The following is a 23,748-nucleotide window of genomic DNA, read 5'->3' as shown; positions in this document are numbered from 1 at the left end:
CGTCCTGTTTCGGACCCGCCTTTATAAAACCGGAATACGCATTCTAATTACGGAGCGAATCGGATCGCGTCAAGCGGAGGATTTGCGGACGTCCGGCCTGACCCTGTTTGCAAGTGCACAATGCCATTGGCGCGAAAGAAAATTTCCCACGTAACGGGCGCTGGCCAAGCGCCGTATTCTTTGGAAAAACCTTCTCAATAACAGCATGATAGAGGGCATATCGGGCGTTCTTCGCCTTGCCACCTGATGCGGAATCGCCGCTCTGCATGCTGGAATTTGCTGCACCTGCGAACCATTGGGATCGTGAGCGGCCTATAACGATTGCATCAGCATCACCGCCCGAATTCTCGCGGCCTCGTCCTGCCCGCCCCCTCAGGATCTGCATCCCAATGACCCGCATTCACGCCTTCATCGCCCGCCAGTATCTGTCGACCAAAGTCACCCTGATGGCGGTTACCGCCCTTGTCCTGCTGGCGGCCATCCTGTTCGTCGGCACCCGCATCATGCTTGTCGACAGCGCCCGCAAGCAGGGTTCGGAACAGCTCGATTCCAACATGCGCGTCGCCTGGAACGTGCTGGAAAGCCAGGGCAAGGGCTACAGCCTGCGCGACGGTGCCCTTTACGCCGGCGACACCCGGCTGGACGGCAACGATGCTGCGGTGGACCGGATCAAGGCGCTTGTCGGCGGCACCGCGACGATCTTTGCCGGCGACACCCGCGTCGCCACCAACGTGAAGAAGGACGACGGCAGCCGCGCGGTCGGCACCCGGCTCGACCCCGGTCCTGCGCGCGACGCGGTGCTGGGACACGGCGAGACCTATCGCGGCGAAACCCACATTCTCGACAAGCCCTACTTCGCGGCATACGACCCGATCCGCGATGCGCAGGGCCAGGTGATCGGCATCCTCTATGTCGGCGTTCCCAAGGACAGCTTCTATGCGCAAGTGGACCGGCTGGGCTGGAATATCCTGCTGATTGCGCTGGTGCTCACCGCGCTTTGTGCCGCCGTCTGCATGCGCGTGGCCAAGCGTCTGTTCCAACCATTGGAAACCGCCACCGAAACGATGGCCAGCCTCTCGCGCGGGCAGAACGACATCGCCATCGCCGATACCGAAAGGCCGGACGAGATCGGCAATATCGCCCGCGCCCTGCTGGTATTCCGCGACGCCGCCATGACCAAGGAACAGGCCGACCGGCAGCAGCGCGAGGTGGTCGAAACGCTCGCCGCCCGGCTGGAGCGTCTGTCTTCCGGCGACCTTACCGCCGAAATCGCGCAGGCATTCCCCGGATCCTACGAAGGACTGCGGGTGAACTACAATTCAGCGCTCACCGGCCTGCGCGGCCTGATCGGGGCCGCCACGGCCAGCACCCATGCCATCCGGGGCGGCTCCTGCGAAATTGCACAGGCGTCCGAAGACCTTGCGCGCCGTACCGAGGCAAGCGCCGCCAGCCTCGAACAGAGTTCGGCCGCCCTTGTGGAGATAGACCAGCGCCTGCGCGCCGGCTCCTCCTCGGCAGCGGCAACGGTGGAACGCGCCGATCAGGCCATGGCCACGATCGGTCAGGGCCGCGAGGTTGCCGCCCGTGCCGTAGATGCCATGCGCAGTGTGGCCGATAGCGCGCAGGACATCGACAACGTGATCGAGGGGCTGGACAAGATCGCCTTCCAGACCCGCGTTCTGGCCATGAACGCTGCAGTCGAAGCCGGTCAGGCGGGCGAGGCCGGGCGTGGTTTCGCGGTGGTGGCCGATCTGGTATCCGCACTCGCGATCCGGTCCGAGGAGGAAGCCCGCACCGCGCGGGAGCAACTCACCCTGACCCGCACCGGAATCCTGACCGCGGTCGGCGCGGTCGAGCGGGTGGACGCCGCCTTCACCGGCATTGCCGAGGATGTCGGCCAGGTCCACGTCCTGCTGGGCGGCGTGGCGGGCGACAATGCCGCCGCATCGGATTCGGTCAGCGAGATCACCTCTGCCATCGGCGCTATGAACCTTGCCACCCAGCAGAACGCGGCCATGGTGGAACAGGCCTCGGCCGCCGCGCGCAACCTGACGGCCGAGGTCGACCACCTCGCCGCGCAGGCCGCCAGCTTCAAGGTCGGCTGAGGGCCCGGACGGCTTCGGAACTTTGTCTTGGCAGTCAGTGGACGGCTTGACGGGGGGCGGGCGGGCAATATGCATGGCCGCTCACCGTCATGACCCTATCCGTCTTTTGCATCGTCCTCTTCGCCGCCGCGCTCCATGCCGGCTGGAACGCCCTTGTCAAAGGGGGCGGGGACACGCTGATGACCACGATCCTGGTCACCGGATCGGCAGCCGCGATCGCCATGATGGCGCTGCCGTTCCTGCCGGCACCCGCCGCGGCAAGCTGGCCGTTCATCGCTGCATCGGCCGTGCTTCAGGTCATCTACTACAGCCTCGTCGCGCGGACTTATGCCCTTGCCGACATGAGCGCGACCTATCCGCTGATGCGCGGCACTGCCCCGCTGCTGGTGGCACTGGCGACGGCGAGCTTTCTGGCCGAGCCGCTGGCACCGATGGCATGGCTGGGCGTCGCGGCGATCTGCACCGGCATCCTCTCCACCGCAATCCGGGAGCATTCTGGCCATGGTAAAGGCGTCGCGCTGGCCCTGCTCAACGCGCTGGTGATCGCCAGCTATACCCTGGTGGACGGCTTCGGCGTGCGCCGGTCTGGCGCGCCGGCTGCCTATACGCTCTGGATTTTCCTGCTGACCGGCATCCCCTTGGTCGGCTGGGCGCTGTGGAGGCGGCGCAAGGCGTTCCTGCGCCGGATCGCGGACGGCTGGCTGCCGGGCCTGGGCGGTGGCCTGGCCACGGTCGCCTCCTATGGCCTTGCGCTCTGGGCGATGACCTTAGCCCCCGTCGCGGTGATCGCCGCGCTGCGCGAAACGTCCATCCTCTTTGCCACCGCGATTGCCGGATTCGTGCTGAAGGAACGGGTCGGGCGGGCACGGGTGGTCGGCGCGGTCATGATCGCGCTGGGCGCGGCGCTTCTCCGACTGGCCTAGACCAGCGCCACTGCGCCCTTTGCCCGGAGATCCCCGGCCACCGCCTCGATCCCCTGCGCGATCCCGCGGGTAAGCGCCGCGGGCAATTCCACCGCGAAGCCACGCGCGATCAGCCCGTCTGCGGCCCAGCGCACGCAATAATCGGCGGCGACACCGACCACCGTCACCATGGTGACGCCCGAGGCGGCCAGCCTTTCGAAGAAGTGATCCCGGTCGACCTCCGCGCCGCCTGCCAGCGGCCGGATCCGCAGCCCCGGCTCCTCCCACATGTCGAACACGCCCTTTTCCAGCGCGTAGACCGGTATGGCCGGATCGATCACCCCGGGATCGAGCACGGTTTCCCAACCTTCAGTGCCGCGCTCGCAATGGATGGGGAACTGCGCCGCCTCTGCGGAGCCGTCGTAGATCGAGGCGACATGGGTGTCGAACGTCATCAGCACGCCTGCGGTTTCCGCCGGATCGAGCGCCGCCAGCCATTCCGCCATCGGCGCAACGATCGCCTCCGCATCGGGGACCGGCAAGGCTCCGGACGCCATCACGAAGTCGTGCTGCATATCCACCACGATAACGAAACCGGCCATGAAACCTTCTCCATTCTGCCTGCACATTGACTTATATTCTGCATGAACATAAGTAAAGCGCAGTCTGCACATAAGGGTGCCGAATGACCGAGAGCGAAGCCGCGTTTCTGACCGGGTATGATCCCGCCGCCTACGATCGCCCCTCGATCGCGGTCGACCTCGTGCTCATGTCGGTGATCGACGGCGCGCCCGCCGCATTGCTGGTTCGGCGTGACGAGCATCCCTTTGCTGGCACATGGGCGCTGCCCGGCGGGTTCGTGCGAATGGACGAAGCGCTGGACGATGCAGCGCGCCGGGTGCTGGAAGAAAAGGCGCACATGGCCCAGGCGGCGGGCGCCTATATGGAGCAGCTCTACACCTTCGGTGCGGTTTCCCGCGATCCGCGCACGCGGGTGATCGCCATCGCCTATTTCGCCCTGCTGCCGGCCGGTCGTTTCGCCGCCGCATTGAAAGCCGATCCGGGGCTGTCGCTGGCGCGCCTCCGCCTCGATGCGCAAGGGAGCGCCGTGGCGGATTGCGAGGACGGAGCCCTTCCCCTGGCCTTCGATCACTCCGAAATCCTGGGCCTGGCAATCCGGCGCTTGCGGGGAAAGATCGACTGGTCGCCGATCGCCTTCGCGTTGCTGCCCGAACGCTTCACCCTGCGCGCCTTGCAGGACGTGCATGAGGCGATCCTGGGCACGCCGCTGAACAAGCCCGCCTTCCGCCGCCGAATGCTGGATCGCGGCTGGCTGGAGGCCACTGGCGAGCGCGAGACCGGCTCATCGTTCCGGCCCGCCGAACTCTTCCGCTTCCGCCCCTTCCCCACCGTTACCGGCTGAACAGGTTACCCATGGTCTATACCGACATCGCCACGCGCACCTATAACCACAACTGGCGGCTCGATCCGATCGTGCGCAGCCTGCTGGATACCGATTTCTACAAGCTGCTGATGCTGCAGATGGTCCGCCATCTCTATCCGGACGTCCACGCCACGTTCGAACTGATCAACCGCACCAAGACCGTCCGCCTGGCCGAAGTGCTCGACGAGGATGAGCTGCGCGCCCAGCTGGACCATGCGCGGTCGCTGCGGTTCGGGAAGAAGGAACTGATCTGGCTGGCGGGCAACAGCTTCTATGGCAAGCGGCAGATGTTCAGCCCGGACTTCATCGCCTGGCTGGGTACGTTCCAGCTTCCCGAATACGAATTGCGCAAGGTGGACGGGCAGTACGAACTGCGGTTCCACGGGCCGTGGACCCACACGATGATGTGGGAAATCCCGGCGCTGGCGATCGTCAACGAATTGCGTTCGCGCGCGGCAATGCGCGGCCGCGGGCGGTTTGCGCTGGACGTGCTCTACGCCCGCGCGAAAGCCAAGCTGTGGGAGAAGGTGGAGCGGTTGGCACGCCTGCCCGATCTGGTGATCTCGGACTTCGGCACCCGCCGCCGCCACGGCTTCCTGTGGCAGCGCTGGTGCGTGGAGGCGCTGAAGGAGGGGCTGGGCAGCCGCTTCATCGGATCGTCCAACGTGCTGCTGGCGATGGACGCGGATCTTGAGGCGATCGGCACCAACGCGCACGAACTGCCGATGGTCCTGGCGGCGCTGGCCCCGGATGACGCGGCGCTGGCCGCCACTCCGTACCGCGTACTGCAGGACTGGCAGGACCATTATGCCGGCAATCTGCTGGTCGTCCTGCCCGATGCCTTCGGCACCGCCGCCTTCCTGCGCAACGCGCCCGACTGGGTGGCGGACTGGACCGGATTCCGCCCGGACAGCGCGCCGCCGATCGAAGGCGGCGAGCAGATCATCCGCTGGTGGCAGGAAAAGGGCCGCGACCCGCGCGAGAAGCTGCTGATCTTCTCCGACGGGATGGACATCGACAGTATCGAGGCGACCTATCGCCACTTCCACGGCCGCGTGCGGATGAGCTTCGGCTGGGGCACCAACCTTACCAACGATTTCCGGGGTTGCGCACCGTTCGCAACCGACGGGCTCGATCCGATCTCGCTGGTCTGCAAGGTGGTGGAGGCTGATGGCCGGCCGGCGGTGAAACTGTCGGACAATCCGGCCAAGGCAACCGGCGATCCCGCCGAGATCGAACGCTATCTGCGCGTTTTCGGCCAGGCCGGCCGACAGGCATCGGCCGTCACGGTCTGACAAGGGAGGCCGGCCGCCAAACCGGCCTCCACTGTATCAGGAAATCACGGGCACTTGGCGAACTGACCCTTCTTCGGGCCGGAGGTATAGCGGCACTTGCCGTCCTTGCCCTTGGCGATCGCGCCGGAAGGGGCGGCCTTGGCCGTCGTCTTCGCGGTTGTGGGGCACTTGACGAACTTGCCGCTGGCATCCTTGCACTGGCTGGCTGCCATGCTTGGCGTGGCTGCGAGCATTCCGGCAGCGGCGGCAATCGCGAACATCGTGCGAATCATGCTTGCTCTCCTTCGGTGCACACCCGTCGCCCGATTGTTGCTCCTGACGAGCTTTCGTGCCGATGAACTGCCAACTCCGTAGCGGAACGAGCCATTCGGGCCGTTTCAGAACCGCCGGGAAACGCCGAAGTACACTTCAAGATCGTCGGCATCCCGGTCCAGCCCGGCATTGGCGCCCACATCGAATTGCAGATCATCGCGCGGCTGCCAGGCAAGCGACAGGCCGGACAGGTGCTGCACACTATGCCCTTCCGGATCGTGATCCGCCAGCACCTGATACTCCGCGCTGGCCGAAAGCTTGTCATTGAACGCGAACGATGCACCCACCGTCTCTGCCACCGCGAAATGGCGGCCGTGGCCATCTCCGTCGACGGCGGCATCGACTTCGGTGGTGCTGGCAAGGCTCCAGCCGTCCGACAGTTCGTAGGACATCGGCAGCAGCGCGCCGGCGCCCCAGTCGCCCGCGCCCAGCGGGTTGGTGCCGACCGGCAGCGACACGTAGGGCATCACCGCGATCGAGAAGCCCGATCCGTCCGGATTGGCCAGATTGCGCCGCAGCGCCAGCGTGACGTCGCCCGTGCCGGTCTGGTGCTGGATTGCCCCGGTCAGCTTGTCCCGCGTGCGCGCGAAACCCACCATGGACCAGCCCACCTGCACTTCGGCATGGTCGGCAATGCCATAGCGTAGCAGCGCATCGCCCACCGTGAACGTGTCCGTCCGCTGGGTATCGTCCTTGTTCAGCGTCCAGTCGCCCACGCCCATTTCCAGCGAGAACTGGCCGGGTGCCATCGTGCAGGCCGGGGTGCCGATGCCGGGCCGGTCCGGGCAATAGTCGCGATCTTCCGCCCATGCCGCCGTGGGCAGGAGAGTGATGCTGAAAAGGACGATTGCAGGAACACGCATGATATTGACCTCATGACGGACTGCACGGAAATCCGTGAGGCCGGGCTGAGTTCCTTTATAGGATCACTTGCCCCCGCCCTGGCCCGTCGGTGTTTGCAGGACCGGAATTTCCCAGGATTGCCCCGCGTCGAGCGTGCGGAAACGGTCCGGCGCGATGCCCTGCCGCGCGGTTGCCGCGGCAAGCCGCTTCGGTGCGTCGTCCACCGCTTCCTCGCCCAGTTCGAAAGTGCCCCAGTGCACACCCAGCGCCCAGCCGGGACGCAGGATGCCGAACGCCGTCACCGCGCCATCGGGGTCGATATGGTTGCCGGTCTGCTTCTCGGTCAGCTTGTAGGGCGCGATGGGCAGGATGGCGAGGCGGATCGGCCGGGCATCCTGCTCCGCCGCATGGGCCCAGACCATCTTCCCGTCGCCGGTGTCGCCCGCGTAATAGAGGTCTCCGCCCGACGGTAAAGTGACACGGAACCCGCACCACAGGGCACGGTCCCGATCGTCGTACCAGCGCGCACTCCAGTGGTGGGCGCGGGTGATCTCCACATCGATGCCGGGTCGGAACGCGAAGGACTGCCCCCAGTCGCCCGCAATGGACTTGATGCCGTGGTCCGCCAGCACGGTGTTGTTGCCCAGCCCGGTGACGATCATCGGATGGTCGCGCCGGTAGATCTCCTTCAGCGCGGCCACGTCCAGATGATCGTAATGGTTGTGGCTGATCAGCACGAGATCGATCTTCGGCAGGTCCCGCAGCTTCACGCCGGGCTTGCGCACCCGCACCGGCCCGGCGAACTGCACCGGGGAATCGCGATGCGCCCAGACCGGATCGATCAGGATGTTGATCCCCTGCGTCTGCACCAGCGCGGTGGCATGGCCGATCCAGGTCACCACCATCCGCTCCCCCAGGATCTGGCGCGCCGGCACCGTCTGCACCACGGGGACGGAGGCAGGCCATGTGTGGTGTCCGGCCTTGCCCTCCGCAATGCGCAGGAACGTGCCCGGCCCGTCATGCTGGGCGCCACCGGTGCCATCCTCTCCTTCCGGATTGAAGAAGTGGGCGCCGTCGAAATGGTCGCTCTTCGGCCCGTGGTAATAGATGCGTGAGGGCGGCGTGCGGTTGCGATCAAGGCAGCCGGTCAGGATCAGCGCGGTCAGCAGGGGAAGCGTCAGCAGGGCTCGCTTCATCGGAAGGTGTACTCCATGCCGATGGCCCCGCTCCACTGGTTGGCGCTGCCCACGTCGGCAACGATGGGCGATTGCGCATAGACCCCCAGCAGGCGCTGATAGCCGCCGGTCACGAACAGGCCCACGCCGTGCAGCAGGTTGCCCGAAATAGAATGCACCGCCATCATGCTGAGATTCCAATCCTTCCAGCCGGCCCTGTCCGCCTTGTCATAGACCGGAAGGCCGCTGGCAAGACTGCCGGCCTGATCGACCGAATAGTAATAGTTGCCGAAGCCCGCCCCCACGTAATCGGCCGAGGCGGAGAGTGAGACGAAAGCATGTTCGGAAAGCGGCGTGTCGTAATCGATCTCCGGACTGGCGACATAGCTGGAATGCGCACCCGCCACGTCATGCTGGTAGGACAGGCTGAACGACAGGGTGTCGTAAGGGCTGGTGATCACCCCCGTCCTTTGCAGACCGACCGAACCGCCCAGTTCCACCGCCTTGTCCAGCCGGCCGAGCGCGCGCACGGCAACGTCGCCCACCTTGTTCGAGCGGTCCAGCCGCAGCGCCGCCAGCGGGCCGGCTTCCAGCTTCCACCCCGGTTTGCCGCTGGAGGGGATGGCATCGACGTAGATCGCGGTGCCCTGCGTGTTGAAACTGACGCCGGACACCTGCCCCTGGATCGCCGCCGTCGGCGTGATGGTGGAGGTGTCCGAACCGATGTAGGTCGGCGTGGCGGCCACGCCGACGCCGATGGAAATGCGGTCCCCGCCGATCTTCAGATCGTCCGGCTTGCCCGATACGTCCTGCGCCTGCGCGGGCATGGCGAACAGCGTGCCGGAGAAAGCAGCTCCGGCCAGAGCCGCCAGAATCCATCGCCTTCCGGCGCGCACCGGCCGGGCTGGTTTCGTCGATTTCAAGGCTGTTCCTTCCTTTGCCCCGCCAGGCATAGGCTGCGTGATAGGCGATAGTTGAAGCCGATCTGCGTCGTGAATGGATCGATCGGCCGACGGTCGGAGTGGCCTCTCAGGCAGACTGGCGTGCCAGCATCGCCTCTATCCGCGCGAGTTGCTCGGTGGTCGCCTGCTGCTGGCGCAGCAGCAGTTCGATACGCTCCGAAACTTCGGAATCGAGCTTTTCCTGAATGCGCATGATTTCCAGTTCGGCCCGCAGGTTCACTTCGTAGTCCACGCTGGCCGCCAGCCGATCGACCGCCGCCTGCCGGTTCTGGCTCATCATGATGATCGGCGCCTGCACCGCGGCCAGCATCGACAGCATCAGGTTCAGGAAGATGTAGGGATAGGGGTCGAAGGCGATGTGCCAGTGGCCGAGAATGTCGGTGTTGAGCACCATCCACGCCAGCAGCACCACCATGAAGGAGATGATGAAGCCCCACGAACCACCCACGGCGGCCACGCGATCGGCCAACCGATCTCCGTAGGATGCCCGCGCGTCTGCAATGTCCGCCGCGTCCTGGCTGGTCAGGTTGCGGGTGCGGATATCCTCAAGGACGTTCTGCTGTTCCTCGTCCAGCGCATCGGGCTGCTTGCCCAGCAGGGACTGGGCCAGTTCGCGGATGTCTGCATGTCCGGCGCCGGATTTCGCGGCGGGTTTCGTGGCCCGCTTCACGGCTCTGGTCATGGCCTTGATCATGGCTTGCGCCTCCCCGTAACCCTGGAACTACCAGCCGCCGCCGTCGGTGGAGTTGTCGTCCCACGAACCATCGTCGGTGATGCCGAAGTCGTTTCCGCCCATATCTTCGTTGCCGCCACCCAAGTCGGATCCGAAACCGGTATCGGCCGGGCGCGCTTCCCGGCGTTCGCCGCCGCCGAACATGCGGTCGATCACTTCCTCACCCGCAGCGAAGCCGGCACCCATGGCCGCGCCGCTGGCAAGATTGCCCAGCAATCCGGAGCCTATGCCACCCGCACCCACACCACCCACACCCATGCCACCTTGCGGGGCATAGCCGGATGGCGCCCAGGGGCTTTGCGCCATCGGCTGAACGGCGGGCGTCGACCGCCGGCGAAACAGCATGAACGCCACGCCGGCCAGCCCCGCCAGCACGGCAATCGGCCCCCACGGCACATGCGGCGCCGATGCCGGCGCCACCGCCCCCGACTGGCCCTGTACCGAGGACGGCCCCAGCGAGAGCTGCCGGTTCAGTTCCGCCACCGAATAGACATCGGCAAAGGGCAGCCCCGGCGAAATCTGCTCGGCCTTGGCCAGTTCGCTGCGGCCCAGCGCCATCTTGCTGTCGCGGGCGTAGAGTTCCGCTTCGACGTAATGGGCCTTGGCGCTGTTCGGGTGATCCTTCAGCACCCGGTTCATCAGGGTCAGCGCCTGATCGACATGGCCGCCGGCGGCAAGGGCGTGGATTCGGGCGATGCCGGGATCGGCGCTGTCCGTATCGGCGGCGCGGGCCGCATCGGCCGCATGGGCCGCGACGGGGGCAAGAGCCAGCAGGGACAGGGCGGCAATCAGGGAACGAACTTCGCGCATGGCAGTCTCGACACGGTCAGCTGCGTGGGCAGGGGCGGCCGGGATTCGGCCGCTGCGGCAGCAACGGTCGGGGATCGGCCGCTGCACAAGCTGCTGCGCCCCACAACATTGCCCGAAGATCGCCGCATTCTGAAGAATCCGTAACTTGGCACTGTAAGGCGTTTGTCAGCGAGACAACTGCAGACCTGACGGCGGCCGGTTCGGGATGCCATTTCCGGGACTCGCCGCAGACGTAACCCAACGCCGTAGCAATGCGAGGTCACGAGCCCCCCGGACTTCCTGCCCGAACTCGCGCACCTCCTTCGATGAAGGAGATTCCGTCATGACTGCCACCTACTTCACCCGCAACCGAAGCCATGCGCTGGCCATGGGCGGCATCGTTGCCGTAACCGGCGCGCTGCTGCTCTCCACCCTGCCCGCGCCGGCATCGGCGGACGACTATCCCCCCTGCACCGCGACGCGGACCGACCAGTGCACCCAGTCGCAGCACCATGCGGCCAAGTCTTCGGCCCATCACAGCCACCATCATGCGGCGAAGAGCACCAAGAAGGCCCCCGCCCAATGACCTTGCGGCGCGCGTATCTGCGATACTTTGGCGGCGCGTCGATCCCGGCCGCTGCCACAACTGCCGCCGCAACCACCGCCATCACCTTCGCCGTGGCCGGATGCACCCCCTTGGGCACCGGCTGCGGCGGGTTGCGCGCGGGCCGGGCGTGATCGCAGTGCGTCGCCTTGCGCAGTCACCACATCCTCAACGCCGCGTCGAACCTCCTCGGCGTGACGTTCGTCATCATCACCGGCCTGCACCTGACCACCGACACCCGCCACACTTTCGCGGACGAGATCGCGCTGGCCGCCGCCATCGCGCTGACGGCCAGCTGCTTCTTCTCCTATCAGTCGATCCGCGGCGGCCCGAACTGGTGCGAGGCGGTGGCAGACCGATTGTTCCTGACCGCGCAGCTGATGCTGCTGGCGGCCGTCACCACGCTGTGGCAGAAATGATCCGAACCCGCAGGAGAGGCGGATGCGCCTGCTGATCGTCGAGGATAATGCCGAGCTTTCGCAGGCCATCGTCCAGGCCTTCGCATCGCGCGACATTCGCTGCGATGTGGCCGGGAATGCGGGCGATGCGGAGGCGCTGATCGGCACGACGGACTATGCGGCGGTGATCCTGGACCTGGGCCTGCCGGATGAGGACGGGCTGGACCTGCTGGATCGCCTGCGCCGCCAGCGCACCACCGTGCCGGTGATCGTCGTCACCGCACGGGGCGAAAGCGAAACGCGGATCCGTGGGCTGGACATCGGCGCGGACGATTACGTGGTAAAGCCATTCCTGTTCGCCGAACTCCACGCCCGGCTGAACGCCGTGCTGCGCCGCCAGAGCGGCTATGTCGACCCGCAATTCCGGATGGGCAACCTGACGCTGGACCTGCGCACGCGCGAGGTTGCGGTGGACGGCAAGCCCATCGAACTCTCCCTGCGGGAAATCGAATTGCTGGAACTGCTGATGCGCCGCCCCGGCCATGTCGTGCCCAAGCGCGTGCTGGAAGACCACCTGTTCGGCGCGGGCGATACGCTGGGATCCAACGCGGTTGAAGTCTATGTGCACCGGTTGCGCCGAAAGCTGGAGGATACGGCGGACGTGAAAGTGCAGACCGTGCGCGGCATCGGATACATGATGTTCGCCGCCTGATGCGATTGTGGCCGAACTCCCTCTTCGGAAAGCTGCTGACGGCGCAGATCGTCAATATCGTGATCCTGGCGGTGGCGCTGCCGGTCATCCTTTCGCACACGCTGGCGGCCACGGCGAACAGCTTCGTAGCCGGGCGCCTGTCTCACACCGCCGCACTCGTGGCGAGCCATGCCGATGCCTCCCAGGATGAGCTGGACCGGCTGACCCGCGCCTTTCCCGCCCAGCACACCGGCCGCAGCTTCGCCCTGTTCGATGCAGACGGGAACATGATCGCGCGCAGTGCGCCGCCACTGCCGCCCGGAGTGACGGCCCCCGCCCGCACGGCCATGCAGGCCTTCGCACGGCAGGGCCGGTTCGACGTTCTCACCCGCCCGATCTTCCGCGACGGGCGGCTGGTCGGGCACGTGGTCGTCGCGCAGGATCGCACCGTTCCCGACGAGATCGTCGACGATGTGGTGGACGATTTCCTGCGCCGCTTCCTCTGGGTGCTGCCGGTCATGCTGCTGGCCTCGCTGGCGCTTTCGCTGTTCGTGCTGCGACGGGTGACCGGCAATTTCCGCCGCGCGGCATCCCAGGCCGATGCCATCGGGCTGGCCCGGCTGGATGCCCGGATCGACGAGACGCGCCTGCCCACCGAAGCGACGCCGCTAGTGCGCGCCACCAACCGCGCGATAGACCGGCTGGAGGCAGGCTACCACGCGCAGGGCGAATTCGTCGGCAATGTGGCCCATGAACTGCGCACGCCGCTGGCCCTCCTCTCACTCCATACCGAGCAGTTGACCGCCTCCCCCCAACGTGACCAGCTGCAATCGGATATCGAGAAGGCGAACCACGTCATCCGCCAGCTGATGGAACTGGCGGCGATAGACCGGCTCCATCCCGAATGCGCACCGCTGCAATCGGCATCGGTCGCGCGTGAGGTGGTGGAGACGATGGTGCCGATCGTCTACCGGTCCGGCCATTCCATCGCGCTGGAAACGCCCGATGTCGCCCCGCCCCCGGTTCAGGCGGTGCGCGAACTGCTGGTGATCGCGCTGACCAACATCATCGACAATGCCGTGCGCCATACGCCGAAAGGTTGCGCGATCACCGTGATCGTGGAGCCGGGCGGCAGTCTGGTGGTGGAGGATGACGGACCCGGGATCGAGATCGAGACCGGAACCACCGGCGGCCGACGCTTCCGCCGCGGGGACGCGGCGCGCACCGACAGTGCAGGGCTTGGCCTTTCCATCGTCGAACGGATCATGCGCGTCTGCGGCGGCGGGCTGGAAGTGGGCCGTGCGGCGGGCGGCGGTGCGCGCATTATTCTGAGGTTGAGCGCCTAAACTACGGAAAAAACAGGATCGTCCAGATCCCGATGCGCCCCGTAAGGCCTGTGTAAGCGCCAGGGTTCAGGCAGGGTTGTCTGAACATGCCCGGGATAGCCATGACGGATCCGGAAGCCCTCCCCGAACACCCCGCCACTCCGCCTTCAGGTGCACGGCGTAAAACCGCAGTCATCGTGCTGGCAGTGCTTGCCGCCTTCGCGCTGATCGCCTTGGGCGCGCGGCACTTTGCCGGATCGGCGCAGAAAGGCGGCGGCCGGCCAAGTGCCGCCGTGAATGTCGCCAAGGCGGAACAGGGCGACATGCCCGTCACCATCTCGGCACTGGGTACCGTGCAGCCGGTGGTGACGGCGACTGTCCGCACCCAGTTGGCAGGCACGCTGTTCAAGCTGTTCTTTCAGGACGGCCAGATGGTGCGGCAGGGGCAGGTTCTCGCCCAGATCGACCCGCGTCCCTATCAACTCGCGCTGGCGCAGGCGAAGGCCAACCTTGCCCGCGACGCCGCGCAGCTTTCCGCCGCGCAGGTCGATCTGGGCCGCTATCAGACGCTGCTGAAGCAGGATTCCATCGCCAGCCAGCAGGTCGATACCCAGCACGCCACCGTGCGCCAGTTGACCGGCACCGTCGCGGCGGACCGCGCCGCCATCGGCAGCGCGCAGCTCAATCTGGAATATACCTCGGTGAAGGCCCCGGTGACCGGGCGCACCGGCATCCGGCAGGTCGATATCGGCAATTATCTGACCCCGTCGGACACCAACGGCATCGTCGTGGTGACCCAGCTCGATCCCATCGACGTTACATTCTCGCTCCCGCAAAACCAGCTCACCGCCATCGGCCACGCGGCCGGCAGCGGCGCGGGCTTGCCGGTGGAAGCACACGATCAGGACGCCGCCACGCTGATCGCCACCGGCAAGTTCCTCACTTTCGACAATCAGGTGGACACCGCCACCGGCACCGTGAAGGCCAAGGCCCGGTTCGACAATGCCGGAAACGCCCTGTTTCCCAGCCAGTTCGTCAATGTCTCCATGCTGGTGCAGACGCTGCACGGCGTGGTGACGGTGCCGGTCGGCGCGGTGCGCCACGGCGCGCCGGGGGACTTCGTTTTCGTCCTCCAGCCCGATCGCACGGTGAAGCTGGCGGTCGTGAAGACCGGGCCATCAACCAAGGATCGCATCGCCATCCTGTCCGGCCTCTCCCTCGGACAGACGGTGGTGACCGAAGGTGCGGACGGGCTTGAAGACGGCTCCAGCGTGCGTCTTCCCGGCGATCATGGCGGCAGCGGCGGGAAGCCCGGTGGCGGCAAGCCCGGTGGCTGGAAGCACGGCAAGCATGGCCACCACGGCGCGGGTTCCGGCACTGCCGGGGGCGAATGACCGACACGGCCGCCCCGCCACCGGAACCCGCCCTTCCCGGTGGCCCTTCCCGCGCATTCATCCTACGCCCGGTGGCGACCACGCTGCTGATGGTGGCGCTGCTGCTGGCGGGGCTGGTCGCCTATCGCACGCTGCCGCTTTCGGCCCTGCCTGAGGTCGATTACCCGACGATCCAGGTCTCCACGCTCTATCCCGGCGCCAGCCCGGATGTGATGGCGCTGACCGTCACCTCCCCGCTGGAACGGCAGTTCGGGCAGATGCCTGGGCTGACGCGGATGACGTCCGCCTCGTCCTCCGGCGCCTCGGTCATCACCCTGCAGTTCCGCCTGGACCTGTCGCTCGACGTGGCCGAGCAGGAAGTGCAGGCGGCAATCAATGCGGCCAACACCCTGCTGCCCACCGACCTGCCCGCGCCGCCGATCTATGCCAAGGTCAACCCCGCAGACGCACCGATCCTGACGCTGGGGATCACTTCCCCCACCCGGCCACTGGGCGAAGTGCAAGGCATCGTGGAGCGCCAGTTCTCCAACAAGATCGCGCAAGTACCGGGCGTGGGGCTGGTATCGATGTCCGGCGGGCAGCGCCCGGCGGTGCGCATCCAGGCCAATGTCCCCGCGCTCGCCGCGCGCGGCCTTTCGCTGGAAACGATCCGAACCGCCATCGGCAATGCCAACGCCAATGCCGCCAAGGGCAGCTTCGACGGGGCGACGCGAAGCTGGACGATCGACGCCAACGACCAGTTGGCCGATCCCGCCAGCTATCGCAATCTGGTGATCGCCTTCGCCGATGGCGCGCCGGTGCGGCTGGGGGATGTCGCCAATGTGGTGCAGGGTACGGAGAACGTGCGACTGGGCGCCTGGATGAACGGAAGCCCTGCAGTCGTGATCGATGTGCGCCGTCAGCCGGGCGCCAATGTCATCGGTACGGTCGATGCGATCAAGGCCGCCCTGCCCGATCTTGAGGTGCAGCTTCCCGCCGACGTTCACGTCACCCTGCTGACGGACCGCACCACCGGCATCCGCGCCTCCGTTTCCGACGTGCGCTTCGAACTGGTGATCGCGGTGCTGCTGGTGACGCTGGTGATCTTCCTGTTCCTGGGATCGCTGCGCGCGACGATCATCGCCAGCATCGCCGTGCCGCTCTCTCTAGTGGGAGCATTCGGGGCAATGTATTTCCTGGGTTTCTCGATCAACAACCTGACCTTGATGGCGCTGACCATCGCATCGGGCTTCGTGGTCGATGATGCCATCGTCGTGCTGGAGAACATCTCGCGCCACGTGGAGGACGGTGTGAAACCGTTCGAAGCGGCATTGAAAGGCGCAAGCGAGATCGGCTTCACGATCATCTCGCTGACCGTCAGCCTGATCGCGGTGCTGATCCCGCTGCTGTTCATGGGCGACGTGGTCGGCCGCCTGTTCCGCGAATTCGCGGTAACGCTGGCCGTGACGATCCTGCTTTCCGCCGTCGTCGCGCTGACCTTGGTACCGATGCTTTCCGCCCGCTGGCTGCGCCCCGCGCATGAGGAGCAGCCGCACCGCGTCTCCCGCATGACGCAGGACGCGTTCGGCCGGCTTTCCGCCCGCTATGCCACATGGCTGGACCGGGTCATGGCACGCCGGACGCTGACCTTGCTGGTCTTCGCGGCAACGCTGGCGATCACCGGACTGCTGTTCTGGGTGATCCCCAAGAACCTGTTTCCCGAACAGGACACCGGCCAGATCGCCGTGACCACCCGCGCGCCGCAGGATGTGGGCTATGCCCGAATGGCGGCGCTGCAACAGCAGGTGGCGGCGCAGATCCTTGCCGATCCGGCGGTGGAAAGCCTCAGTTCCGCCATCGGCGTCGACGGGCAGAATGCCACGCTGTCCGAAGGGCGGATGCTGGTCAACCTGAAGCCGCTGGGGGATCGCGCCGGGCTCTCCTCGGTCGTGCGCGGGCTGGAAGGCGCGGTGGGCAATGTGCCCGGCGTGCAGGTCTATTTCCGCCCCGTTCAGGATCTTACGATCGATACCTCACCCGGCGTCAATGCTTATCGCTTCTCGGTTCAGGGCGCCGATCAGGATCTGGTGGCGAAGTGGGGCGCCAAGCTGGCCACGGCGCTGCAGGGAGACCGGCACTTGCGCAACGTCACCTCCGACGTGCTGGCCCATGGCCGCGCCGTGGTGGTGGACATCAATCGCGATACCGCCGGGCGGCTGGGCCTGAGCGCGCTGGCCATCGACAATGCGCTGTACGACGCCTTCGGCCAGCGCATCGTTTCCACCATCTACACCCAGTCCAGCCAGAACCGCGTCATTCTGGAAGCGACGCCGGGCAGCATCACCGATCCGCAGGCGCTGGGCGATTTGCGCATTCCGGTGACGGCCGCCGTTGCCGAAAACAGCACGACGAATACCGCCGCAAGCACCAGCGTGCCGCTCTCCGCCGTGGCGACCATCCGCACCGCCGATGAACCGCTGGTCGTCACGCGTGACGGGCAGTTCCCGGTGGCCGGCATCGGTTTCGACCTTGGCCCCGGCACCTCGCTGGGCAGCGCAGTAAAGGCCATCACCCGAACAGAACGGCGCATCGCCATGCCCGCCGCGCTGACCACCAGCTTCACCGGCGCGGCCAGCACGTTCCAGTCCTCCCTGGGCAACGAACTCTGGCTGATCCTTGCCGCCATCGTGGTGGTCTACATCGTGCTGGGCGTGCTCTACGAAAGCTTCGTCCATCCGGTGACGATCCTTTCCACGCTGCCCTCCGCCGGGATCGGCGCGCTGCTGTGCCTCTGGCTGACCGGCGCGGGGCTGGGGGTGATCGGGATCATCGGCGTCGTGCTGTTGATCGGCATCGTCAAGAAGAACGCGATCATGATGATCGACTTCGCGCTGGACGCGATGCGAACGCGGCAGATGGACCCGGACCGCGCCATTCGGCAGGCCGCGCTGCTGCGCTTCCGCCCGATCATGATGACCACTTTCGCCGCGCTATTCGCCGCGCTGCCGCTGATCTTCGGCGGCGGCATGGGGCATGAGCTGCGCCAGCCGCTGGGCATCGCCATTGCCGGCGGTCTGGTGTTCAGCCAGGTGCTCACCCTCTTCACCACGCCGGTGATCTTCCTGGCACTGGAAGAGCGGCGCGCACGCGGATGGCTGCGTCCACGAACCGCAAGAGCAGCCACGTGAACATCTCCGCGCCTTTCATCCGCCGCCCGATCGGCACGATCTTGCTGACGATCGGACTGATGCTGGCGGGCGGGGGCGCGTTCTTCCTGCTGCCGGTGGCGCCGTTGCCGCAGGTCGATTTCCCGACGATCATGGTGCAGGCCAGTCTGCCCGGCGCCAGCCCGTCGACAATGGCCTCCAGCGTGGCGGCGCCGCTTGAACGGCATCTGGGCACCATTGCCGGGGTCTCGGAAATGACCTCCCGCTCGGGCGTCGGCTCCGCGCAGATCATCATGCAGTTCGACCTGTCGCGCGATATCGACGGGGCCGCGCGCGACGTGCAGGCCGCGATCAACGCCGCCCGCGCGGACTTGCCGACGACGCTGAAATCCAACCCCAGCTATCGCAAGGCCAACCCGGCGGAGGCGCCGATCCTGATCCTTGCCCTCACCTCCCCCACGCGCAGCCCATCGGAAATCTACGACGCGGTATCGACGGTGGTGCAGCAGAAACTGTTGCAGGTGCAGGGCGTGGGGGACGTGGAACTGGGCGGCGCAGCGCTGCCTTCGGTGCGGGTGGAGGTCAATCCGCTGGCCTTGTCCCGCTACGGCATCGCGCTGGAGGATGTGCGCACCGCGCTGCAATCGGAAAGCGCCAATCGCCCGCGCGGCGTGTTCGATGCGCGGGGGCTTGCCTGGCAGATCTATTCCAACCAGGCGGGCCTTCACGCGTCCGACTATTCGGGCACCGTGATCGCCTGGCGAAACGGCGCGGCCGTGCGCCTGTCCGACATTGCGCAAGTGACGGACGGGCCGGAAGACGTGCGCACGATGGGCCTGTTCAACGGGCAGAAGGCAGTGCCGATCCTGATCAGCCGCCAGCCCGGCGCGAACATCGTGCAAGTGGTGGATGCGCTGAAGGCCCAGTTGCCCGCGCTGCGCGCGGAGCTGCCTGCCGATATCCACCTGGCCGTCGTGTCCGACCGCACGCTGACCATCCGCGCATCCCTGCACGAAGTGGAGGTGACGCTGCTGATCGCCACCCTGCTGGTGGTGCTGGTGGTCAGCCTGTTCCTGCGTAGCTGGCGGGCGACGCTGATCCCCGCCGCCGCCGTGATCGCATCGCTGCTCGGCACGTTCGGGGTGATGTATCTGGCCGGCTTCTCGCTCGACAACCTCTCGCTCATGGCGCTGACCGTCGCGACCGGCTTCGTGGTGGACGATGCCATCGTCGTGGTCGAAAATATCAGCCGCCATGTCGAAGCGGGGATGAAGCCGCTGGACGCCGCCCTGCTCGGCGCGCGGGAGGTGGGCTTCACCGTCCTGTCGATCTCCGTCAGCCTGGTTGCCGTCTTCGTGCCGCTGATCTTCATGGGCGGGCTGGTCGGCCGCCTGTTCCGCGAATTCGCGCTGACCATGTCGGTCGCCGTGATGATCAGCCTTGTGGTTTCGCTGACGGTCACACCCATGCTGGCCGCGCGGCTGCTGACCGGGGAGGAACGCGAAGGGCCGGTGATGCGGGCTGCGCGGCGCACCTTCGACTGGGCCCATGGCCGTTATGCCGGCGCGCTGGACTGGGCGCTGGCCAACCGCGGCGCGGTGCTGCTGATGCTGGCGGCCACGATCGCGCTGAACATCTACCTGATCGGCGTCGCGCCGAAGGGCTTCTTCCCGCAGCAGGACACCGGCGGCATGGTCGGCGGCCTCCGGGCGGACCAGAGCATCTCGTTCTCCGAAATGCAGGACAAGCTGACCCGCATCGCCCGCATCGTCAAAAGCGACCCGGCGGTGGACACGGTGATCGCCTTCACCGGCGGATCGCGCGCGGGCGGCGGCTTTCTGTTCACCACGCTCAAGCCCCGTTCCCAGCGCCCGCCCGCGCCGGCAGTGATCGCGCGGCTGCGGCCGAAACTGGCGCGGGTCAGCGGCGTCAGCCTGTTCCTCAACCCCGTGCAGGACCTGCAGGTGGGCGGGCGGCAGACCAACAGCACGTATCAATACGTGCTGAAGGCGGACGATCCCGCCGTGCTGAAGGCGGCCGGGCAAAAACTGGTCGATGCCCTGAAGCAGCATGGCGACACCCTGACCGATGTCGATATCGACCAGCAGGACGCCGGCGCGGATGCCTTCGTCGATGTGAACCGCAATGCGGCGGCGCGGCTGGGCGTGCCGATGCAGGCGGTGGACGCCGCGCTCTACGATGCCTTCGGGCAGCGGCAGGTGGCCAACATCTATTCGGGCCTCAACCAGTATCACGTAGTGATGGAGGCCGCGCCGCAGTTCAACGGCTCCCCCGCCGCGCTGGAGAACATCTACCTGCCGACCGACGGCGCCACGGCGGCGGCGGGAAGCGGCGGAACCGGCGCTGGAACGGGAAGCGGCGGATCGGCCCTGGCCAGCGGCAACGCGGTCAGCACCAGTGCCCGCGCGATGACGCCGCTTTCGGCCGTGGCGCAATGGACCACAGGATCCACCAATGCCGCCGTCAACCATTCGGATGGGGAGCCTTCCGCCACGGTTTCCTTCAACCTGCCCACCGGCGGATCGCTGGGCGCGGCGGCCAGGACGATTGCCGATGTTCAGGCCGGGCTCGGCCTTCCCGCCACCGTCCATGGCGAGTTCGGCGGCACCGCCCGGGTCTTCGCGCAATCGACAGCCTCCATGCCGCTGCTGATCGTCGCCGCGCTGGTGGCGATCTACATCGTGCTGGGCATTCTCTACGAAAGCGCGATCCACCCGCTGACCGCATTGTCCACGCTGCCGTCGGCCGGTGTCGGCGCGATGATCGCGCTGATCGCCACGGGGGGAGAGTTCGACATCATCGCCCTGATCGGCGTGATCCTCCTGATCGGGATCGTGAAGAAGAACGCGATCATGATCATCGATTTCGCGCTGGAGGCCGAACGCGGACGCGGCCTATCGCCCGTGGACGCAGTGCGGGAGGCGTGCCTGCTGCGCTTCCGCCCGATCCTGATGACCACGCTGGCGGCCGCGCTTGGCGCGCTGCCTCTGGCGATCGGCTTTGGAGACGGCGCCGAACTGCGCCGTCCGCTGGGCATCGCGATCGTCGGCGGGCTGATCGCCAGTCAGGTGCTGACCTTGCTGACCACCCCGGTCGTCTACCTTGCGCTAGACCGTTTCCGCCGCCGCGACAGCGCGGGTGAACGCCTGCTTGCCCGCCACTCCGACCTTTCACCCACCCCCGGAGGCTCCGCATGACCCGCGCGTTGCCCGCAAGTTGCACCACCCTGGCCGCGCTGCTGCTGGCCGGCTGCAACCTTGCCCCCAGCTACCGCCCGCCCACCACCGTCGCCATCCCCACCACGTTCAAGGAAGCGCCCGACTGGGCCCCCGCCCGCCCCAGCGACGATGCCGTGCGCGGCGCGTGGTGGGCGCTGTTCAACGATCCCGTGCTCGACAGCCTTGAACGCAAGGTGGAGGTGACCAACCAGAACGTCGCGGCGGCCAAGGCGACGTATGAGGCCGCCCGCGCGCTGGTCGCCGTGCAGCGATCCAACCTGTTCCCCACCGTGACAGGCTCGGCCAGCGCCGGCCGCACCGAACCCTTCGCCTCCGGCACCGCCACCGAAAGCGGCACGACGACCGGATCCCGCTTCGCGCTGGGGATCGGCGCCAGTTGGGAGCCGGACTTGTGGGGGCGGCTGGGCAATACCGTCTCCCAGGCCAAAGCCAATGCGCAGGCCAGTGCGGGGGACCTCGCCAACGCCACGCTATCCGTACAGGGTGAATTGGCCACCGACTACGTGCAACTGCGCGGCATCGATGCCCAGCGCGTCCTGCTGGACGGCACGATCAAGGACTATACCCGCGCGCTGACCATCACGACCAACAAGTACCAGGCCGGCACCGTCGCCCATTCGGACGTCTATCAGGCGCAGACCTCACTCGCCAATGCCACCGCCACGCGCCAGGATCTGGACCGTCAGCGCGGGCTGCTGGAACACGCCATCGCCGTGCTCGTGGGTGAAAATCCGTCCACGTTCTCGATCGCGCAAGCCGAATGGAAGCCCGTGGTGCCGGACGTGCCCGGCATCGTCCCGGCAACCCTGCTGGAACGCCGGCCGGACATCGCCGCCGCCGAACGCCGGGTGGCGGCGGCCAATGCCAATATCGGCATCCAACGCGCCGCCTATTTCCCGCAAGTCACCCTGTCGGGCAGCGCGGACACTACCGGCAGCGTGGTGAAACAGCTGTTCTCCGCCGCGACCAGCTTGTGGTCGCTAGGGCTGAGCGGATTGATGACCTTGCTCGATTTCGGGGCCCGCCACGCGCAAGTCCAGCAGGCCCGCGCGCAGTTCGACGAAGCCGCCGCCACCTATCGCCAGACGACGCTCACCGCGTTCCAGCAAGTGGAAGACAACCTGATCGCCGCGCGCGTGCTGGCCGATGTCTCCAAAAGCCGGGTGACCGCCGCCGATGCCGCCAACCATGCCGAAGCCATCGCCAACAACCAGTACATCGCCGGCATCGTCGACTATTCGCAAGTGATCGTCGCCCAGACCACGGCCTTCACCGCGCGCCAGACCCAGATCCAGGCGGTGATCGACCAGCAGACCGCCGCCGTCGCACTGGTGCAGGCCATCGGCGGCCAGTGGGGAGACGCAGGGGTTTAGGGGATCAGCAGCAGCTTTCCGGTCGTTCGCCGGCTTGCCATGTCCTCCTGCGCGCGGGCGGCTTGCGCCAGCGGATAGACGCCGCCGATCCGGATCTCCAGCTTGCCTGCGGCGATCCAGTCGAACAGTTGCCCCGCCTTCTCGCGCAGCCGCTCCGGGGTGGGGATATGGTCGGAGAAGACGGCATAGCCCAACTTGATGCTGCGCGGCAGGCTCATCACGTCGATCGGGCCGGGGCCGCCCAGCACCGGCCCGTACCAGCAGAACGTCCCCGAACGGCGCAACACCGCCAGCGACCCGGCGAAAGTCGTCGGGCCGGAACCGTCGAACACCACATGCACGCCCTCGCCCCCCGTCAGGGCCAGAACCTGCGCCGCGAAGTCCCCCGTCGCGTCGACGACGACATGGTCCGCGCCCGCTGCGCGCGCGGCCGCCACTTTGTCGGCACTGGAAACACGGCCGATCACCGTGCCCCCGCGCAGCTTGACGATCTGCGTCAACAACAGCCCCAGCCCACCCGCGGCGGCGTGGACAAGCGCGACATCACCGGGCTGCACCGGATAGAAATCCGTGGCGAAGTGGCTGGCCGTAAGGCCCTGCATCATCACCGCAGCGGCAGTGCGATCGTCGATCCCGTCCGGCACCGGCACCAGGGCATCGGCAGGCGCGACGATCCGCTGCGCATAGCTTCCCGGCACATAGACCCAGGCCACCCGGTCCCCCGGCGCGAAGCGGTCGACACCCGCGCCGATGGCCAGCACCCGGCCCGCGCCCTCAACGCCCAACACCTTGGGATCGGGCACATCGGTCCAGGCCATGCCCTGCCGCACGCCGATGTCCATGAAATTCACCCCGGCGGCCGCGACTTCGACCAATACTTCGCCCGGGCCGGGCACCGGATCAGGGCGTTCCACCAGTTCCAGGCGGTCTGCCCCGCCGATGCCATTCATTGCCACTGCCTTCATCTTTCATTCCTTTATTGAACGATCGTTCCATT

General features: G+C 66.8%; 20 protein-coding genes. 12 read left to right on the top strand and 8 right to left on the bottom strand.

What is annotated here, in order from left to right:
* Positions 1-389 precede the first annotated feature (389 nt).
* Positions 390-2,105, top strand: a complete 1,716-nt coding sequence (locus tag WBP06_RS22150) for a methyl-accepting chemotaxis protein (protein ID WP_395337270.1) — start codon at positions 390-392, stop codon at positions 2,103-2,105.
* A gap of 179 nt (positions 2,106-2,284) precedes the next feature.
* Complete coding sequence (locus tag WBP06_RS22145) at positions 2,285-3,028, top strand: EamA family transporter (RefSeq protein ID WP_395337268.1); 744 nt, start codon at positions 2,285-2,287, stop codon at positions 3,026-3,028.
* Here the strand turns inward: WBP06_RS22145 and WBP06_RS22140 are convergent.
* Positions 3,025-3,609 carry a cysteine hydrolase family protein gene (locus WBP06_RS22140; RefSeq protein WP_395337267.1) on the bottom strand — a complete coding sequence of 195 codons (585 nt, stop codon included), beginning with the start codon at positions 3,607-3,609 and terminating at the stop codon, positions 3,025-3,027. The genes WBP06_RS22145 and WBP06_RS22140 overlap by 4 nt on opposite strands.
* An 83-nt stretch (positions 3,610-3,692) precedes the next feature.
* Between WBP06_RS22140 and WBP06_RS22135 the strand changes: the two genes are divergently transcribed.
* Both WBP06_RS22135 and pncB read left to right on the top strand, forming a co-directional pair.
* On the top strand, positions 3,693-4,430 hold the full coding sequence (locus WBP06_RS22135) for an NUDIX hydrolase (protein ID WP_395337266.1): 738 nt from the start codon (positions 3,693-3,695) through the stop codon (positions 4,428-4,430).
* A gap of 11 nt (positions 4,431-4,441) precedes the next feature.
* Positions 4,442-5,746 (top strand): nicotinate phosphoribosyltransferase, encoded by a 1,305-nt coding sequence (gene pncB, locus WBP06_RS22130; protein WP_395337265.1) that lies wholly within the window; start codon positions 4,442-4,444, stop codon positions 5,744-5,746.
* A gap of 44 nt (positions 5,747-5,790) precedes the next feature.
* Here the strand turns inward: pncB and WBP06_RS22125 are convergent, their stop codons facing one another.
* The 6 genes from WBP06_RS22125 to WBP06_RS22100 form a co-directional block, all read right to left on the bottom strand.
* Positions 5,791-6,018, bottom strand: a complete 228-nt coding sequence (locus WBP06_RS22125) for a hypothetical protein (RefSeq protein WP_395337264.1) — start codon at positions 6,016-6,018, stop codon at positions 5,791-5,793.
* A 105-nt stretch (positions 6,019-6,123) separates the two neighbouring features.
* Complete coding sequence (locus WBP06_RS22120; RefSeq protein WP_395337263.1) at positions 6,124-6,921, bottom strand: transporter; 798 nt, start codon at positions 6,919-6,921, stop codon at positions 6,124-6,126.
* Positions 6,922-6,984: 63 nt separating this feature from the next.
* Positions 6,985-8,097 (bottom strand): MBL fold metallo-hydrolase, encoded by a 1,113-nt coding sequence (locus WBP06_RS22115; protein WP_395337262.1) that lies wholly within the window; start codon positions 8,095-8,097, stop codon positions 6,985-6,987.
* Positions 8,094-8,999: a MipA/OmpV family protein gene (locus WBP06_RS22110; RefSeq protein ID WP_395337261.1), complete on the bottom strand. Its 906-nt coding sequence runs from the start codon at positions 8,997-8,999 to the stop codon at positions 8,094-8,096. Before WBP06_RS22110 ends, WBP06_RS22115 begins: the two co-directional genes overlap by 4 nt.
* A 106-nt stretch (positions 9,000-9,105) precedes the next feature.
* Positions 9,106-9,732, bottom strand: coding sequence for a DUF1003 domain-containing protein (locus WBP06_RS22105; RefSeq protein ID WP_395337260.1), 627 nt, complete (start codon positions 9,730-9,732; stop codon positions 9,106-9,108).
* A 27-nt stretch (positions 9,733-9,759) separates the two neighbouring features.
* Entirely contained in the window at positions 9,760-10,581 is an 822-nt protein-coding gene (locus tag WBP06_RS22100; RefSeq protein ID WP_395337259.1) for a tetratricopeptide repeat protein, read from the bottom strand.
* A gap of 322 nt (positions 10,582-10,903) precedes the next feature.
* Between WBP06_RS22100 and WBP06_RS22095 the strand changes: the two genes are divergently transcribed.
* From WBP06_RS22095 to WBP06_RS22060, 8 genes are all read left to right on the top strand, one after another.
* On the top strand, positions 10,904-11,146 hold the full coding sequence (locus WBP06_RS22095; RefSeq protein WP_395337258.1) for a hypothetical protein: 243 nt from the start codon (positions 10,904-10,906) through the stop codon (positions 11,144-11,146).
* A 167-nt stretch (positions 11,147-11,313) separates the two neighbouring features.
* A complete protein-coding gene (locus tag WBP06_RS22090; RefSeq protein ID WP_395337257.1) occupies positions 11,314-11,583 on the top strand; it encodes a hypothetical protein in 270 nt (89 codons plus the stop codon).
* A gap of 22 nt (positions 11,584-11,605) precedes the next feature.
* Positions 11,606-12,274 carry a response regulator gene (locus WBP06_RS22085; protein ID WP_395337256.1) on the top strand — a complete coding sequence of 223 codons (669 nt, stop codon included), beginning with the start codon at positions 11,606-11,608 and terminating at the stop codon, positions 12,272-12,274.
* A complete protein-coding gene (locus WBP06_RS22080) occupies positions 12,274-13,599 on the top strand; it encodes an ATP-binding protein (protein ID WP_395337255.1) in 1,326 nt (441 codons plus the stop codon). The genes WBP06_RS22085 and WBP06_RS22080 overlap by 1 nt, the downstream gene beginning before the upstream one ends.
* Before the next feature lie 101 nt (positions 13,600-13,700).
* Positions 13,701-14,972: an efflux RND transporter periplasmic adaptor subunit gene (locus tag WBP06_RS22075; protein ID WP_395337253.1), complete on the top strand. Its 1,272-nt coding sequence runs from the start codon at positions 13,701-13,703 to the stop codon at positions 14,970-14,972.
* On the top strand, positions 14,969-18,139 hold the full coding sequence (locus WBP06_RS22070) for an efflux RND transporter permease subunit (protein WP_395337251.1): 3,171 nt from the start codon (positions 14,969-14,971) through the stop codon (positions 18,137-18,139). Before WBP06_RS22075 ends, WBP06_RS22070 begins: the two co-directional genes overlap by 4 nt.
* On the top strand, positions 18,103-21,336 hold the full coding sequence (locus tag WBP06_RS22065) for an efflux RND transporter permease subunit (RefSeq protein WP_395337250.1): 3,234 nt from the start codon (positions 18,103-18,105) through the stop codon (positions 21,334-21,336). Before WBP06_RS22070 ends, WBP06_RS22065 begins: the two co-directional genes overlap by 37 nt.
* A complete protein-coding gene (locus tag WBP06_RS22060; RefSeq protein ID WP_395337248.1) occupies positions 21,333-22,751 on the top strand; it encodes an efflux transporter outer membrane subunit in 1,419 nt (472 codons plus the stop codon). Before WBP06_RS22065 ends, WBP06_RS22060 begins: the two co-directional genes overlap by 4 nt.
* Here WBP06_RS22060 and WBP06_RS22055 read toward each other — a convergent pair.
* Positions 22,748-23,716 (bottom strand): quinone oxidoreductase family protein, encoded by a 969-nt coding sequence (locus tag WBP06_RS22055; RefSeq protein WP_395337247.1) that lies wholly within the window; start codon positions 23,714-23,716, stop codon positions 22,748-22,750. The two genes, WBP06_RS22060 and WBP06_RS22055, sit on opposite strands and share 4 nt — an antisense overlap.
* Positions 23,717-23,748: the final 32 nt, after the last annotated feature.

The organism is Novosphingobium mississippiense, from assembly GCF_044029535.1.
Lineage (GTDB): Bacteria > Pseudomonadota > Alphaproteobacteria > Sphingomonadales > Sphingomonadaceae > Novosphingobium.
This window is presented reverse-complemented; position numbering and strand designations above follow the sequence as displayed.